The 13,998-nt window shown below is 62.2% G+C and carries 17 protein-coding genes and 2 pseudogenes; 8 read left to right on the forward strand and 11 right to left on the reverse strand.

The features are described 5' to 3' along the window. Positions 1-16 precede the first annotated feature (16 nt). The 3 genes and pseudogenes from L286_RS38655 (at position 17) to L286_RS38665 (ending at position 2,567) form a co-directional block, all read left to right on the forward strand. A pseudogene (locus L286_RS38655) lies at positions 17-756 on the forward strand (SDR family NAD(P)-dependent oxidoreductase). A gap of 60 nt (positions 757-816) precedes the next feature. Next, positions 817-1,287, forward strand: a complete 471-nt coding sequence (gene linA / locus L286_RS38660; protein WP_021223632.1) for a hexachlorocyclohexane dehydrochlorinase — start codon at positions 817-819, stop codon at positions 1,285-1,287. A 428-nt stretch (positions 1,288-1,715) separates the two neighbouring features. Then, positions 1,716-2,567: an FAD-dependent oxidoreductase gene (locus tag L286_RS38665; protein ID WP_238559319.1), complete on the forward strand. Its 852-nt coding sequence runs from the start codon at positions 1,716-1,718 to the stop codon at positions 2,565-2,567. On the opposite strand, the gene L286_RS38670 is transcribed toward L286_RS38665, so the two are convergent. Continuing rightward, complete coding sequence (locus L286_RS38670; RefSeq protein WP_001389365.1) at positions 2,539-3,303, reverse strand: IS6-like element IS6100 family transposase; 765 nt, start codon at positions 3,301-3,303, stop codon at positions 2,539-2,541. The genes L286_RS38665 and L286_RS38670 overlap by 29 nt on opposite strands. 155 nt (positions 3,304-3,458) lie before the next feature. On the opposite strand from L286_RS38670, the gene L286_RS38675 reads away from it, so the two are divergent. Then, positions 3,459-3,749 carry a hypothetical protein gene (locus tag L286_RS38675; RefSeq protein ID WP_015449382.1) on the forward strand — a complete coding sequence of 97 codons (291 nt, stop codon included), beginning with the start codon at positions 3,459-3,461 and terminating at the stop codon, positions 3,747-3,749. On the opposite strand, the gene L286_RS38680 is transcribed toward L286_RS38675, so the two are convergent. The 5 genes from L286_RS38680 to L286_RS38700 are packed head-to-tail and all read right to left on the reverse strand — an operon-like array spanning position 3,746 to position 5,391. Beyond that, positions 3,746-4,372: a histidine phosphatase family protein gene (locus L286_RS38680; protein ID WP_013038661.1), complete on the reverse strand. Its 627-nt coding sequence runs from the start codon at positions 4,370-4,372 to the stop codon at positions 3,746-3,748. The two genes, L286_RS38675 and L286_RS38680, sit on opposite strands and share 4 nt — an antisense overlap. Next, entirely contained in the window at positions 4,369-4,554 is a 186-nt protein-coding gene (locus L286_RS38685; RefSeq protein ID WP_020818094.1) for a hypothetical protein, read from the reverse strand. The genes L286_RS38680 and L286_RS38685 overlap by 4 nt, the downstream gene beginning before the upstream one ends. After that, on the reverse strand, positions 4,541-4,735 hold the full coding sequence (locus L286_RS38690) for a hypothetical protein (RefSeq protein WP_021223634.1): 195 nt from the start codon (positions 4,733-4,735) through the stop codon (positions 4,541-4,543). The genes L286_RS38685 and L286_RS38690 overlap by 14 nt, the downstream gene beginning before the upstream one ends. 54 nt (positions 4,736-4,789) lie before the next feature. Continuing rightward, on the reverse strand, positions 4,790-5,071 hold the full coding sequence (locus tag L286_RS38695) for a helix-turn-helix domain-containing protein (RefSeq protein WP_013038658.1): 282 nt from the start codon (positions 5,069-5,071) through the stop codon (positions 4,790-4,792). Further along, the gene (locus L286_RS38700) at positions 5,068-5,391 is read right to left on the reverse strand and encodes a type II toxin-antitoxin system RelE/ParE family toxin (protein ID WP_013038657.1); all 324 of its coding nucleotides are present in this window, start codon (positions 5,389-5,391) and stop codon (positions 5,068-5,070) included. The genes L286_RS38695 and L286_RS38700 overlap by 4 nt, the downstream gene beginning before the upstream one ends. 418 nt (positions 5,392-5,809) lie before the next feature. Here L286_RS38700 and L286_RS38705 point away from each other — a divergent pair, with 418 nt between their 5' ends. The 3 genes from L286_RS38705 to L286_RS38715 all read left to right on the forward strand — a co-directional run bounded on the left by L286_RS38705 (position 5,810) and on the right by L286_RS38715 (position 7,483). Next, positions 5,810-6,442: a transcription elongation protein SprT gene (locus L286_RS38705; protein WP_021223635.1), complete on the forward strand. Its 633-nt coding sequence runs from the start codon at positions 5,810-5,812 to the stop codon at positions 6,440-6,442. 121 nt (positions 6,443-6,563) lie between these two features. Further along, entirely contained in the window at positions 6,564-7,199 is a 636-nt protein-coding gene (locus tag L286_RS38710) for a nucleotide-binding protein (RefSeq protein ID WP_004213364.1), read from the forward strand. Next, a complete protein-coding gene (locus tag L286_RS38715; protein WP_013038654.1) occupies positions 7,199-7,483 on the forward strand; it encodes a ribbon-helix-helix domain-containing protein in 285 nt (94 codons plus the stop codon). Before L286_RS38710 ends, L286_RS38715 begins: the two co-directional genes overlap by 1 nt. Before the next feature lie 28 nt (positions 7,484-7,511). Here the strand turns inward: L286_RS38715 and L286_RS38720 are convergent, their stop codons facing one another. The 5 genes and pseudogenes from L286_RS38720 to L286_RS38740 all read right to left on the reverse strand — a co-directional run bounded on the left by L286_RS38720 (position 7,512) and on the right by L286_RS38740 (position 12,821). After that, positions 7,512-8,615, reverse strand: a complete 1,104-nt coding sequence (locus tag L286_RS38720) for a replication initiator protein A (protein WP_004213366.1) — start codon at positions 8,613-8,615, stop codon at positions 7,512-7,514. Positions 8,616-9,671: 1,056 nt separating this feature from the next. After that, complete coding sequence (locus L286_RS0124755; RefSeq protein ID WP_013038681.1) at positions 9,672-10,133, reverse strand: hypothetical protein; 462 nt, start codon at positions 10,131-10,133, stop codon at positions 9,672-9,674. A gap of 37 nt (positions 10,134-10,170) precedes the next feature. Continuing rightward, a pseudogene (locus L286_RS38730) lies at positions 10,171-10,542 on the reverse strand (type IV secretory system conjugative DNA transfer family protein); the annotation flags it as partial. A 282-nt stretch (positions 10,543-10,824) separates the two neighbouring features. After that, positions 10,825-12,186 (reverse strand): hypothetical protein, encoded by a 1,362-nt coding sequence (locus L286_RS38735; RefSeq protein WP_007683476.1) that lies wholly within the window; start codon positions 12,184-12,186, stop codon positions 10,825-10,827. Next, positions 12,183-12,821 (reverse strand): recombinase family protein, encoded by a 639-nt coding sequence (locus tag L286_RS38740; RefSeq protein ID WP_007686142.1) that lies wholly within the window; start codon positions 12,819-12,821, stop codon positions 12,183-12,185. The genes L286_RS38735 and L286_RS38740 overlap by 4 nt, the downstream gene beginning before the upstream one ends. A gap of 101 nt (positions 12,822-12,922) precedes the next feature. Here L286_RS38740 and L286_RS38745 point away from each other — a divergent pair. Next, the coding region (locus L286_RS38745) for a DUF4158 domain-containing protein (protein ID WP_021223638.1) at positions 12,923-13,998 on the forward strand (1,076 nt) is incomplete at its 3' end.

Genomic DNA, 13,998 nt, shown 5'->3' on the forward strand with positions numbered 1-13,998 from the left:
CAGGATGAGCAACAGAATGGCAGGAAAAGTCGCGCTCGTAACGGGCGCGGCGAGCGGCCTGGGTGCAGCGCAGGCTCGGCTTTTTGCCAAGGAGGGCGCCAAGGTCGTCGTCGCCGATCTGAATGTCGAAATGGGCAACAAGGTCGTGGCCGAGATTCAGGAAAGCGGGGGCGAGGCCCTATCGTGCGGCTGGATATCACCGATGCTGCGAGCTGGGCGGGGGCTGTCGAGGCGGCGGTTGGGGCCTTTGGGAAGCTCACGACGCTTTACAACACCGCGGGCATCATCCACGGCGCGATGATCCAGGACGAGACGCTCGAAGGCTGGAGCAAGATGATCGCGGTCAACCAGACTGCGCTTTTCCTGGGTTTGAAGATCGTTGCGCCGGAAATTGCGAAGTCGGGAAATGGTGCGATCCTAAACATCAGTTCGCTCGTCAGCGTCATCTGTGAGCCTGGCTTGATCAGCTATGCGGCGACCAAGTCTGCGGTACGCGCGATGACCAAGGTGGCTGCGCTGGAATATGTCGGGCAAGGGGTGCGGGTGAACACCATCGTTCCCGGTGGCGTGAAGACGCCGATACAGGCGAACGTCACGCCCGAGCAGGTTGAATGGTACAAAGCGCAGATCCCGATGGGCGATCTTGGCGAGCCGAACGATATCGCTTATGGGGCGCTATATCTTCTGTCAGACGAAGCTAAATACGTTACTGGAACGGAACTGTTCATCGATGGCGGCTGGTCTTCTGCGGCCTAAATCCTTGATGCCCTCGATCCTGCTAAGATTACGGGATTATATTCAACTGGGAGATACAAAATGAGTGATCTAGACAGACTTGCAAGCCGGGCCGCGATTCAGGACCTCTACTCTGACCAGCTCATTGGCGTAGACAAGCGCCAAGAGGGCCGTCTCGCTTCTATTTGGTGGGATGATGCAGAGTGGACCATTGAGGGAATCGGCACCTACAAGGGCCCGGAAGGCGCCCTCGATTTGGCCAATAACGTAATCTGGCCAATGTATCACGAAACTATTCATTATGGAACCAATCTGCGCTTGGAATTTGTGAGCGCGGACAAGGTAAATGGTATTGGCGACGTCCTTTGCCTTGGAAATCTCGTCGAAGGTAATCAGTCGATTCTTATCGCTGCGGTCTACACGAATGAGTATGAGCGCCGTGACGGGGTGTGGAAGTTCTCTAAGCTCAACGGATGCATGAACTATTTCACCCCGCTGGCCGGCATTCATTTCGCACCGCCCGGCATTCATTTCGCACCGTCCGGCGCATAATCTTATATATACAAGTGATTAGTTGGGCATTCACATGACGCTTGTCGTGTGGATGCCCAATTTTATATGGATGGAGAACTCAAACACAACGCGACTCGCGATTGGAGATGAGTCACGCCGGGGCACCTGGCGCCGAATGGTGGCCCCCCATTCAGCATTGCCGATCGGGCTTGCAATTTCGCCCGCCTGGTCCGTTAGAAGCATGAGCGCCGCCCATCGAAAGATGTTTCGGGATGGCCCCATTTGCCTTCTCGTGCTTGCCGATGCGGAGATCAGGCGCGGTTGACATGTGACCATTTGGTAATCTATCCTTTCCTTGTATCGAGGTGCGACGTGATCTCGCTTCGGTAAAAGAAGGGCGGAGCATTGACTTCGACGCAGGAGAGACGGTCGGCGGCTTTGGGTCGTTCGACCGGTGGAGGGCATTCTTGAAGCAATCGGCAGAGCGATCGCGGTTATCTCGCCGCGCTTTCATCCAGGCCGGCGGCGCGGGGCTGGCGGTTTCCACCCTGGGTGCTGCGGCATCTGCTCCGGCTGTTGCCGCGGTGGGCCGGCAGTGGACCCAAATCGCGGATATAGTCGTGGTCGGCAGCGGCGCGGCCGCCTCGGTTGCCGCACTTGCGGCTGCCAAGGACGGCGCGAAGGTCCTCATGCTGGAAAAAGCGCCGGTATATGGCGGTACGTCCGCGAAATCCGGTGGGGCTTTCTGGGTGCCCAATAATTTCAGGCTGAAGGAGCGGGGGATCGAGGATCCAAAGGCTTCGCTCCTGGCTTATTGCGCTGCCTATTCATATCCGCATCTTTTCGACAGCAATTCACCGACGCTCGGCCTGGGTGAGGATGTCTACAAACTGCTTGAGGCGTTTTACGACAACGCGTCGCCGATGACGGACATGTTGCGGGAAATCAAGGCAGCCGAGATAGGCCGCTTTCATGTCCTTCCCGACGGCCAGGGAACCGATCTGCCTGACTATGGCGTGCTCGACGGCAACAATAAGGTGCCTCGCGGACGGTGCCTCGGACCCATCAAGCCTGATGGGTCGCCAGGATTCGGCGCGGAGTTGATGCGCCAGATCAAGGCGCGCATCGACGCTTATGGCATTCCCCTGCTCACCAGCCACCAGGTTGTCCGCCTGGTTACCGACGGGGATGGCGCGGTGCTCGGCGTCGAGGCGCTGAACGACGGGAAGGAGGTTTGGCTCTGTTGCAAAGATTGGCGGCAGTCAGAGGTAGGCTGTCGCTCTGCGCCGATCAGGCGGCTGCTGCGAAATGGTGGTTGAGCATGCCCATGGCCTCCGTCAGCGCCGAGGGCCCAATGCCAAAAGCTCTCTCCACAAGGCGCACCTCGCCCCTGATGCCGGGCTGCAGGCACCAGGGGCGAGCCTGTCCTTTGCGCAGGGCTCGCATGACTTCGAATCCCTTGATCGTGGCATAGGCCGTGGGGATCGATTTGAAACCGCGCACCGGCTTGATCAGTATCTTGAGCTTTCCGTGATCGGCCTCGATCACGTTATTGAGATACTTCACCTGCCGGTGGGCCGTCTCCCGGTCCAGCTTTCCTTCGCGCTTCAATTCGGTGATCGCTGCACCATAGCTCGGCGCTTTGTCGGTATTGAGCGTGGCAGGCTTTTCCCAGTGCTTCAGGCCTCGCAGGGCCTTGCCCAGGAACCGCTTCGCTGCCTTGGCGCTGCGGGTCGGCGACAGGTAGAAATCGATCGTGTCGCCCCGCTTGTCGACTGCCCGGTACAGGTAGGTCCACTTGCCCCGCACCTTGACGTAGGTTTCATCCAGGCGCCAGCTCGGATCAAAGCCACGCCGCCAGAACCAGCGCAGCCGCTTCTCCATCTCCGGGGCGTAGCACTGGACCCAGCGATAGATCGTCGTATGGTCGACCGAAATGCCGCGTTCCGCCAGCATTTCCTCAAGGTCGCGATAGCTGATCGGATAGCGACAATACCAGCGCACCGCCCACAGGATCACATCACCCTGGAAATGGCGCCACTTGAAATCCGTCATCGTTCCGTCCGTCCAATCTCCGCCAAGCATGCTCAAGCTTCACGATTTTTGCAACAGAGCCGGCGAACGGATCGCCGCTCGCCATACCGTTCGCCGGCGGCCTGCTACTCGGTCGCTTCCAGGCCGAACCAAAGATCGACAATTCAGGCGGCCATGTGACCTTCAACAAATATTGTATGCGGAATCACACCGTCTTTTACCCCACCCCGACGAATTTCGTTGTGCGAACCTACGTCAATCCGAAGCTGTTGAGGCCGGAACAGCATGAGATCGTGCGCGAGATGGAGGCATGGCTTGCGGCGCACCAGGCCGAAGCCGAGGCGGCCGTCATGCAATATCACCGGCTTGAAGATAACGACCAGGGCGAGTTTCTGGACTCCGCGAGCTGGGCGACGCTGCAAGCAGATTTTCAGGCTTTGTGGCCCCGGCTTTCCGCGCAGTTTTAGGCCGTGCCGGCCAGCGCCGGCGCACAGGACCAGCGGCCACCTTCCCAATGAAATCCTACCCGCTGCGCGTTGGCGATCGCGGGCGGCTCGCCCTTGCGCCAGAACGCCCGCATCTTGGCCCGTTCGTCCAGATGGGCGTCAGCGACGATCGCGCGCGCGGCCTGGATGAACTGCCCATGCCCGAACACATAGACCAGCGATGCAGCCGGCATGGCGGCGAGCCGCGCCAGCGCGGCCTCGCAGCGCCGTAGCAGGGTGGCGAAGCTCTCCGCCCCTTCCCCGTCGCAATAATCAGGATCGGCCGCGCTCCAATAGCGTTCGAGGTGCGGCATCCGCTCCGCGCTGCGCGTGCCGTTCCAGCGCGCCGGTTGCAGATAGGTGAACTCTTCGATCGGCCACACTTCGACCGGCACGCCGGGAAAGCGCGCGATCGTCGGCGCGGCCGTCTGCCGGGTGCGCGTATAGGGCGACGTGACGATGAGCGCGGGCGCTTGCGTCCAGCTCGCCGCGACTTCGCGCGCCTGTTCCTGGCCCAGCTCCGTCAGCTCGATCGCGCCGAGATCATCGCAGGGCACGCCGGCGTTGCCGGTGCTTTGGCCGTGGCGGATGAAAATCGCCCTCATAGCCGGTTGTCCCGGAGCCGATCGGGCGTCCAGCCTTCGGGCAATTCGTCGCCGGGTTCGGGAGGCCGATCGGGCACCTTGGCCAAGATGCGGTCAAGACCATCCAATGTGGAGCCTTTGGAACGCCGCCTGAAAAACTCCGCAGCCGTTTCCCCTTTGCGCGGCCGATCAATCGCCATCATGCAAATCCGTCATAAGCGCATCGACGCTGGGGAAGCGTGCCCCCTTCCCCGCTTCCAGTTCCTCGATCGCCGCGCGCGTCGCGGCTTGGCCGGTCAGCTCGGCCGTCGCCGCCATTTCGGCCTCGAACTGCGCCTTGCGCGCCTCATACTGGGCGCGGCGCTCTGGACTCCAATCCTTCATGCGATCAGCCACAAGATCGCGAAACGGGCGATGGCCTGCCATTTTGCCCGTCGCTCAGGCCGCTTCTTTCAGCGTCAACTCGACGTGCAGATGGGCCGACGCTGCAATGTTGACGAGCGCATCCAGGGAGAACTTGGCCAGCTTGCCGCGCAGCAGATCATTGGTCCGGGGCCGTGTCAGCCCAAGCCGCTTGCCCGCTTCGTCCTGTGAGACATTCCAGCCCTGCACCACCTTGCGGATTTCATACAGCAAGGACGAGCGCAGTTTCAGGTTCGCGGCCTCCTGCTCGGTATCAGCGAGCGCGTCCCACACGTTCTCATAGATTTCCGATGTCATTGCTCCGCCTTCCATCGTTTCAACCTTTGCGCCGCGAGTTCGAGGTCTTTCTTTGCCGTTGCCTGCGTCTTTTTCTGGAACGCATGAAGCACCAGAACCCGGTCTTCCAACGTCGCCAGATAGATCACCCGGAACGCGCCCGACGCTTCCCGGATGCGAATTTCCCGAACGCCTTGCCCCACGGTTTTCATGGGCTTCCAGTCGTCGGGATCGTCGCCGCGTTGGACAAGCTCAAGCTGCCAACCGGCATCTGTTCGCGCATCTTCGGGGAAGGCGCGAACATCGGCCTTGCTACTTCCCAACCACTCTACCGGCTTCATGAGGCTGGGTGTATCAAAACGGAGACATTAATTCAAGCTCCTTCGCCTTGGGCGTTCGGAGGCTGGGATTTGCGCCTGCCGCTGCGCGGCACCGTGGCCCTACTCGCTGCGCTCCCCAAGCCCGCAAGCGGTCTTGGCCCAAGGTGACGACCCACATGGCGGGGGCGAGATCGCAAGCGGATCTCGCTAGCCAAGGTGCCGGCGTTCGCCGGCGCGTCGTCTGCCTTGTGGGGGAAAGCCGGTCCCGGCCTTCTCTCCCCCGCAACGGGATTAGACGGGGCCGTGCCTCGCTGCGCTGCGGCCGCTCCACCCCCATCGAATCCCGCTGCCCCCCTCTCCCGCCGGCGTTCTTGGGCGTCCGTGTTCCGGCCGATGGCATGGCCATCGCCGGACAGGCGATTTGAAGGGAGTAAGGACGATGACCCACCAAACCCGTGAAAGCTGGCTCAATGCGGTGGCGCAGGGCATGGCTCCGCTGTTCGAGGCGCTGGACGCCCCCCTGCCCGACCGCGTGCGCGTGGCGATCGGCTTCACCAGCAGAGGCGCGAAGGCCAAGGCGATCGGCGAGTGCTGGGATAATCGCTTGAGCGCGGACGGCCATTTTGAAATCTTCATCCGGCCCGACCTGGCGCACGCGCCCGACGCCATGCCGGCGCAGATCGCGGCCATCCTCGCGCATGAGCTGGTCCATGCCGCCGTCGGCATCCCGGCAGGGCATGGGAAAGCGTTTAAACGGATCGCGCTGGGGCTGGGGCTCGTCGGGCCGATGCGCGCCACCACCCCCGGCGAGGCGTTTCTTGCGGCCGTCGCGCCGATCTTGGACGCCGTTGGCCCCCTCCCCCATGCCCGTCTCGACACCGATGGGGAGTCGACCGCGCCGAAGAAGCAGAAAACCCGGATGCTCAAATGCGAGTGCGCGACGTGCGGCTATACCGTCAGGACCGCGCGCAAATGGTTGGAGCTGGCCGGAGCGCCGCTTTGCCCGATCGAGGATCACGGCCAGATGCAGCATGAGCCGCTGGACGATGACGAGGCCGAGCCGGAGGAATGATGCGCCGCGCTTTCGTCAGTTCAGATTCAGCGCCGCCCTATCGTCATTTCAGCGACGATAGGGCTTTCCCTCTCGGTTCACCGCGTATACAAGTATAGGACTATACGTGTAGGAGTGTAGCATGAAGGTTCTCGCCATTCTCTCACAGAAAGGGGGCGTCGGGAAAACGACGCTCGCCACCTGTCTGGCGGTCGCGGCCGAGCAGGCCGGCAAGGTCGCTGCGATCATCGACCTGGACCCGCAGGCGACGGCCTCGTTCTGGAAAGACGTGCGCCAGCTCGACACGCCCGCCGTGGCGTCGATTCAGCCGGTGCGCCTGCCCGCCATGCTCAAAGCCTGCGAGGATGCCGGCACCGATCTTGTCGTGATCGACGGGGCGGCGGTCGCGCGCGACGTGGCCTATGAGGCAGCGCGCCAAGCCGATTTCATCCTGATCCCGACCAAGACGGCCGTATTCGACACCATGAGCATGACGCACACGCTCGACGTTGTGCGCCAGCTCGACCGCGCCTTTGCCGTGGTCCTTACCTTCGTGCCCCCACAAGGTCAGGAAACCGGCGATGCGATTCAGGCCGTGGCGGAGCTGGGCGCGACGGTTTGCCCGGTGACGATCGGCAACCGCAAAGCCTTTTTCCGCGCCCAAGCCGCAGGCCAGGCCGTGCAGGAGTTCGAGCCGCACGGACCAGCGGCCGACGAAATCCACCGGCTATACGAGTATACAACTATACGCCTATACAATGAAGCGGAGGCGGCGTGATGGCGAAGGGCGGAAACAGTCTGCAAGCGGTGCTGAACCGCGCCAAGGCGGACGGAGACGCGGCCCCGGCACCAGCGCCGGCGATCGAGCCGGTAGACGTGTCCCGCAAGGCCCCGCCGAGCGGCCGACAGGGGACCAAGTTGATTGGCGGGCATTTCCCCCCGGAGGTCAGCACACAGCTTCGTATTATCGCGGCCGAGGAAGGGACGACCGTTCAAAGCCTGCTAGGCGAGGCGCTGGACGACCTGTTCGTGAAGAAGGGGAGGGGGCGCATCACCAGCTAGTATAGGTGTATAGCTGTATACGCCTATACTAGCGCAAGGGGGCGGTCTTGTGCTTGTTGCGGCAGAAGCCGATGAAGGCGGCGCGGGGGCTTTTCAGTTCCGGCCGTCCGCTGTCGATCCACCATGACACCCATTGGTCATAGAGCGCATACACGTCATAGCCAGGCGCAACGCTCTTGGCGTCGTGGAAGCCTTCGGGGTCGATATAGGGCCGTTCGGGTTCCGCCTCGATCGCCTCGACCGTATCCAGCGCCTCGCGATTGCGGAACGTGACCGTATCGCCGTTCATTTCCACGGCATAGTCGGGCAGATGATCGTGCGCGACGAGATCGCGCAGCATCGAGCGGAACACGCGCAGATGGCTACTCGCGCCAGTCTTTTTCTGTAGCGTTTCGACCGAGATCGACCATTTTTCCTGCGCGCCGCAATGCTTGCGCGCCAGCTCGTAGATGCGCCGTTCGAGCGGCTTGCGGAGACGGAAATAGTCGCGGTGCAGCGTCAGGACACTGCGCCCCTCGACCATCTTGAACAGCCAATCGGAGAGCGTGACCTTGATTTCCGACATTTGGCCGGAGCGGGTTTGCCGCACGATCCGCCATTCGTTGATGAGGCCGAACCCTTCGGTGATTTCCTCGCCATCGGCCTTGATGTTCGTGGTGATCCGCGTCCCCGACAGGCGCTCGAACGCGCTCCGCAGTCGGTCATAGCCGTCGCCATCGGTTTGCCGGTTGGTCCACACTAGCAGATCGCGCGCCGTGAGGTGCAAGGTGCGGCTCGGCCGCTCGCCCTGGTTCATCTTCCCGATGAGCTGGGAGATGCAGTAGATCAGAATATCCTTGTCGTGGATCGTCGCCAGCCCTTTGACGCTGGGGACGATTTCGAGCTTGTTGCCGTTATGCTCGTAGCGGAACACGCGCCGATCGGGCTTGGTCGCGAGCGAGAAAATCGGATGCTCCATCGAGGCCATGTCATCCTTGGGGATGGCGTCGAGAACATCGCAAATGAACAGATCGGGATCGGGATAGCGAACCGGCAACAGGGGAGGGCGACCCTCCGCGCCGTTCGGGGTTTCGTTGACGGCAAGCGGAAGTTCGGGGTTTCGTTGACGGTCAGGCTCGATTCGGGGTTTCATTGACGGCCACCGTAGATTCGGGGTTTCATTGACGCAACGAAAAAGTTCGGGGTTTCATTGACGCTCGCCGACGATTCGGGGTTTCGTTGACGCAGATTCGGGGTTCTGGAGTCACCGGATTCGGGGTTCCGTTGACGCCCAAGGCCAAAAAATGGCCGATTTCACTATTATATTCAGTATCTTACGGAGACGCCAAAATCCCGTAACACGACTCTTTAACCCATATATTAACACTAGGCCGCCCTGTGGATAACTTTTGCCGCGACGTGGTTTCACCCACCAGCATCCCGCCAGATCGGACAACCTGTCCCGGAAATCGGGACAGAGGCAGCGCGACTCACTGGCGCAGTGCTTGAAGCACGGTCAGAGGGAAGAAAAGCGCCGCCTCTTGGGGGCTTCGCCCCCGCCGGCTCGCGGCCTGCGGCCGCCCCGGATCGCTTTGCGATCCTCCCACCCGGCATCCCCCATGATGAGCCGGCTTCGCCGGCACGCTTTTTGTTGGATTAGGGATCGTTTAAACGCTGCGCCCCTGCCGCGACCACAGCGCCAGCGGCACCGTCGCAATTGGCTTTCCAGAAAAGCCAGGCGGATAGGGCAGCGATCAAGCCGAGAGGGCAGGGGAGGCGGAAACGTCGCGGCAGGGGCGATTTCCGGGCCGCTGGGCGTCATTCTGAGCGTTCGGCAGGGTTGGAGAGGTCGAGCGCCCGATGCCGCTCTACGGGCTTCCTAGGCGGCCGATTTTTTGGAAGCTAGATCCTCGCACGATCGCGCGCGACGACACGGAAGTGCGTTTTATGGACGCTAGGGCTGAAAAACGGCAACATCGGGTCCGAGCGGCCGCGATCGGCGCGGCGAGCTTCAAGATTTGTGCGCCAGACAACGATTTCGCGAACCTGGCCCGATCATCGTTGCGGGAGAGGGCGGAATCCTACGCTAAGAACCGGCAGGGGAGGGCGCGGAAAGTCCGCTAAACAACGCCCAGGCCGAACAGACGGCGAACTTGTATATTTGTATACGCCTATACATTCGCGCCCTGTGGCGCGTGGTGCTATCGCTTCAATTCAGGACGGGTTTGTCGTCGGCCGATGGATCAGCGTGGAAAAGGCCCTCCATCGGATTGTCGCGAATATACTCGCCGCCTTCGGCAAATGCCCGGAGAGGATCGTTGCCCTTCATGCGGCCAGCGGTGATTTCGCGTTCGGTCACGCGCAAAAGCACGGCCTTGTCGATCTGCCCGTCAACCAAACTCTCCTGGCGGAGCATGAGATGGTAAGTCGAAAGGTTATCGGCCAGAAAGCCGATGATCTGAGAGCCTGGGGCTTGTGCCTTGGCCAAGCCTTCGGCAGCGATGTTGGTCAACGCAATGTGCATACTTATCAGGCGGACACGGTTAAATTCGTCGCGCTCGACAGCGTGCAGTTCTATCAGCTCATCGACCAATGCTTGTAGGTCACAGCCCGGCTCGCCGATGCTTTTCATGAATCGATCGGCAAATTCCTCAAATCGTTCATTAGGCATGGTCGAAATACCTTGTGTTTGAGACGGTTTAAACGCTCTACACCTTGTCGAACTTCCCCGCGAACTCGCGATCGGCGAAATAGCGTAGCTTGGCGGCGACGATCGGCCGTTGCCCCGCGAGGAACAGGAGCTGCAAATCCTCGCGCAGCGTGCGGACCTCATCGGGCGTGAGCAAGGGGCGGCCGACATGCTGCGATCCGAACGATATGCCGGTCTCTTCCGCGTCGATCGCGCGGCTCATGCTCTCGAACACGACCGTTTCCTGGCCGAGCAGATCGGAGACGAGCTTGGCGCTGTCGTGATCGTTGACGCCGAATATCTGCAAGACGCCGGCGTTCGACAGGAAGGTGCCGGCGCGGCGCTCGTAGAGCGCGCGGAGCTGGTGAACGTCTTGCAGGATCGGCCAGAGGGCCCCTGTGCATTATTCGGCCACAGATTCACGGTAGGCGAGCTTGAGGGACGTCGGCGCCAGCTTCTCTGCCAGGGATTGCGCTACGTAAGCCGTCGCGGCCACACAAAAAGGCCGGCACAACGGCCGGCCATAGTTTTAGGAGAGGATGCCTGAAAGGCATCCTCATGCTGCACCTGCGAGCAGCCGTGCGCAATACAAATCCGCAGGCACCGTTGGTGAAGGCGGCTCCAGTGTCTATCAGGCGGCCAGCATGTCCTTCATCGTTGCGGGGTCAAGCCGTCACCGGCGCAGTTCTTCGATCCCGAGTTCCTGCCATATCCACCCGAAGTCGTACGTCGCCATCGGATCATCGATGTCAGCGTGTCTCCCACTGAGATTTTCGAGATGTTTTAGCCACGTGGCGAGTTGGTCGCGTCCGGCCTTGCTGCCGGCGCATTGTCGCGGCGTTTTGTCGCCGAGCATCGGGACAGGCTCATCGAGGAGTGTCCGGTATTGACGATCGAGCATGCCGTGGACAAGCGGGGTGGCGACCTCGACCGGGATGTCCGGTGCCGGCTCCGACACGGTTCGTCCTTCCTGACGCGCAGCCATCGCCTGTTCGATCGTCTCGATCTCGGTCAAAGGTGTTCCCACCAGGGCGCCGAGCGCCTGGGTGACGAGTGCAACGCCGCGTTCTGCACGTTCGGCCGAGGTGACGGAGAGGATCAGAGCGCGGCCCTTGAGTTCCAGATTCCCAAGCACCGGCGTGCCGTCTTCCATTGACACACCCCACGCCATCTGGCCGGTGCCTTTCTTGCCCTGTTTTGTTCTGGTGCCGAGCCAGTTCCAGAAATGTGACGTTTCCCGCTGCAGGGCGGGCACGGTATCGAGGCGGTCGCCGATGAGTGCCTGCGTCGTCCCCCGCGTGAACGGAAAACGGACACGGTGGAAAACAACCTCCTCGCCATCGGCGTTATGCAGCGTGGGGATGGCGACAGGCTCGAGCATCCTGGGCAAGATGTCGAACAGCCAGACCATCGAGATGAGCGGCGCCAGGTCGCGCAGTTGATCATCGTCGATCACTAGTTTCGCGCGCGGGCCGCGCTTGCCCTGTCCCAGGCGCAATGCCTCGAGAAGGGCGCTGGTGGCTTCCGCTGTAAAGGACAGCAGGCCGCCTGCCAGGATCCTATGCCCGCTCACCGGAATGATGCGCACGCCGATCCGATCCCACGGGCCCAGCGTCCTGGACGCGGTGCGCTCGCGGACCTGGACGGGATCACCGCCCCGGATCAGATCTCGCGCGAGGAAGCCGACGCCGGGCTCGATCGCGCTGACTTCATAGACGCTCATGACGGAGGTCTTCAGCGCGCGCATGTAGAGCTTGTTGGGGCCGGCCTCGTTCCATCCGCGGCGCTTGAGATATTCGTCCACGATGTTGCGGCCATCGGGCTCGAAGACGCGGGTCACCAGGTCCTCGAACGCGCAGCCCCACAAGGTCATGGCCCAGTGATCCCCGATGATGCCGGGCAGTTCGTCGGAATCGATGTCGAACTGCGTGAGAACCGGCCCCAGATGATCGTCGAGCGCGTCATGCAGGTCGTCGGCCCACTCGGGCCGTGTCGCGAACTTCATCAGCCCGGTCAGGTCGTGGCCGCGTTTCATGCCGGTAGCTCCATAGTCTGTCGGTGCGCGGCGACGATGCGCGAAACGGTCGGCTCGCTGACATGATAGAGCCGCGCCATCTCGGCGCCGGATTTTCGTCCGGAGATGACGGACTCCGCGATCTCGCGCCGTTGCTTTTCGCCGAGTTTGCGCCGGCGTCCGCCGATCCGCCCTTCGGCACGCGCCTGGGCGAGGCCGGCGGAGGTGCGCTCGCGGATCATGGCGCGCTCGAACTCGGCGAAGCTCCCGACCATCTGCATCATCATGCGACCTGCGGCCGTGGTGGTGTCAATCGCCTCGGTCAGCGAGCGGAAGCCCGCGCCCGCCGCCTCGATCCGCTCCATAATGTGCAGCAGATCCTTGAGGCTGCGCGATAGCCGGTCGAGTTTCCAGACGACGACGACGTCACTGTCGCGTAACTGGCCGATCATCTCCAGGAGCTTTGGCCGGTCCCAGCGCCCGCCACTGGCAATTTCCTCGAACACGCGCCTGCACCCAGCCGCGTCGAGGGCGCGGCGCTGGGCGGCGTTCGACTGCTCGTCACCCTTCGACACCCGCGCATAGCCGATCAGATAGGGTGCCCTGGTCAAATCCTGCCTTTCACAAACGGCCGTATCCGGAGGCCAGTGCGGCATGAACGGATTCCTGCGGCCTCTTGTCTTTCACAATCCTCTTTCAGAATCATGCCGAAAGGCAAGTGGTTTTTGGAGGTTCAAAGATGCCCGGACGGATTCCGATGACGACGCGGCAGCGCGCTGCCCTGCTGATGTTGCCCGACGACGAGGCGGCGATCGTGAAGCACTATAGTCTGTCAGGTGAGGACATGACCGCGATCGACACCGCGCGCACGCCCGCCACCCGACTCGGCTACGCCCTGCAGCTTTGTTGCCTGCGCTACCCGGGCCGGCATCTGCGCCACGGGGAACTGCTGCCTGCGGTCATGCTCGACCATATTGCCGAGCAGGTCGGGGTGGATGCAAAGGTCATAGCTGATTTCGCCAGACGCACGCCCACGCGCTACGATCAGCTCGCCGCGATCAAGACGCGCTTCGGCTTCAGCGATCTGAGCCGCCCGCACCGCGTGGAATTGCGGACATGGCTGACAAACGAGGCGGCGAGCATCATCGACGGACGCGCGCTGCTCGGCCGGCTTCTGGATGAGATGCGCGCGCGTCGGATCGTGATCCCGGGTGTCAGCGTCGTGGAGCGCATGGCGGCCGAGGCGATACATCAGGCGGAAACGGATCTCGTGGCCGCGATCGATGGCGGCCTTGGCCATGAGATGCGTCAGCAACTCGACGCGCTGATCGATGACAAGGTGCATGACCGGCAGAGCCGTCTGTCCTGGCTGCGCGAGCCAGAACCGCGTGTCGCATCCGCTTCGCTTTTGGAAATCGTCGAAAAGATCACGCTGATTCGTGGGACGGGCATATCGGCTTTCTCCCCTGATGTTCGCCACGAACCGCGCCTGGGGCAATTCGCCCGGGAGGGTGTGCGCTACACGGCACAGGCTTTCCAGCAAATGCGCCCGGCCCGCAGGCGGGTCGTGCTGCTCGCGACGCTGCGCGAGCTGGAGGCGACACTGACCGATGCGGCGATCGATATGTTCATTGCGCTCGTGGGGCGGGCCCATCTGCGCGCCCGCAAACGGCTCGAACAGCGCGTGGCCGTTTCCGGCCGCGAGGGCCGCGAACGGATGTTACGCATCGCCAGGGTTCTGGAAGCGATCAGCCAGGCGGCCCGGGCTGGCGGCGATGTCGCCGCGGCGGTCGATGCCGTGGCATCCCTCGACATCATCGACGCCGACGCCGC

It is taken from the genome of Sphingobium sp. HDIP04, from assembly GCF_000445085.1.
In the GTDB taxonomy this organism is placed as follows: Bacteria; Pseudomonadota; Alphaproteobacteria; order Sphingomonadales; family Sphingomonadaceae; genus Sphingobium; species Sphingobium indicum.

What these genes read in the sequence shown, in the direction of transcription:
- L286_RS38735 (WP_007683476.1), bottom strand. Translation starts at nt 12,186, where the DNA reads ATGAAACGCGGCCACGACCTGACCGGGCTGATGAAGTTCGCGACACGG.
- L286_RS38695 (WP_013038658.1), bottom strand. Translation starts at nt 5,071, where the DNA reads ATGACATCGGAAATCTATGAGAACGTGTGGGACGCGCTCGCTGATACC.
- L286_RS38685 (WP_020818094.1), bottom strand. Translation starts at nt 4,554, where the DNA reads ATGATGGCGATTGATCGGCCGCGCAAAGGGGAAACGGCTGCGGAGTTT.
- L286_RS38740 (WP_007686142.1), bottom strand. Translation starts at nt 12,821, where the DNA reads ATGCCGCACTGGCCTCCGGATACGGCCGTTTGTGAAAGGCAGGATTTG.
- L286_RS38705 (WP_021223635.1), top strand. Translation starts at nt 5,810, where the DNA reads ATGACCCACCAAACCCGTGAAAGCTGGCTCAATGCGGTGGCGCAGGGC.
- L286_RS38680 (WP_013038661.1), bottom strand. Translation starts at nt 4,372, where the DNA reads ATGAGGGCGATTTTCATCCGCCACGGCCAAAGCACCGGCAACGCCGGC.
- linA (WP_021223632.1), top strand. Translation starts at nt 817, where the DNA reads ATGAGTGATCTAGACAGACTTGCAAGCCGGGCCGCGATTCAGGACCTC.
- L286_RS38700 (WP_013038657.1), bottom strand. Translation starts at nt 5,391, where the DNA reads ATGAAGCCGGTAGAGTGGTTGGGAAGTAGCAAGGCCGATGTTCGCGCC.
- L286_RS0124755 (WP_013038681.1), bottom strand. Translation starts at nt 10,133, where the DNA reads ATGCCTAATGAACGATTTGAGGAATTTGCCGATCGATTCATGAAAAGC.
- L286_RS38710 (WP_004213364.1), top strand. Translation starts at nt 6,564, where the DNA reads ATGAAGGTTCTCGCCATTCTCTCACAGAAAGGGGGCGTCGGGAAAACG.
- L286_RS38720 (WP_004213366.1), bottom strand. Translation starts at nt 8,615, where the DNA reads ATGAAACCCCGAATCGAGCCTGACCGTCAACGAAACCCCGAACTTCCG.
- L286_RS38670 (WP_001389365.1), bottom strand. Translation starts at nt 3,303, where the DNA reads ATGACGGATTTCAAGTGGCGCCATTTCCAGGGTGATGTGATCCTGTGG.
- L286_RS38690 (WP_021223634.1), bottom strand. Translation starts at nt 4,735, where the DNA reads ATGAAGGATTGGAGTCCAGAGCGCCGCGCCCAGTATGAGGCGCGCAAG.
- L286_RS38715 (WP_013038654.1), top strand. Translation starts at nt 7,199, where the DNA reads ATGGCGAAGGGCGGAAACAGTCTGCAAGCGGTGCTGAACCGCGCCAAG.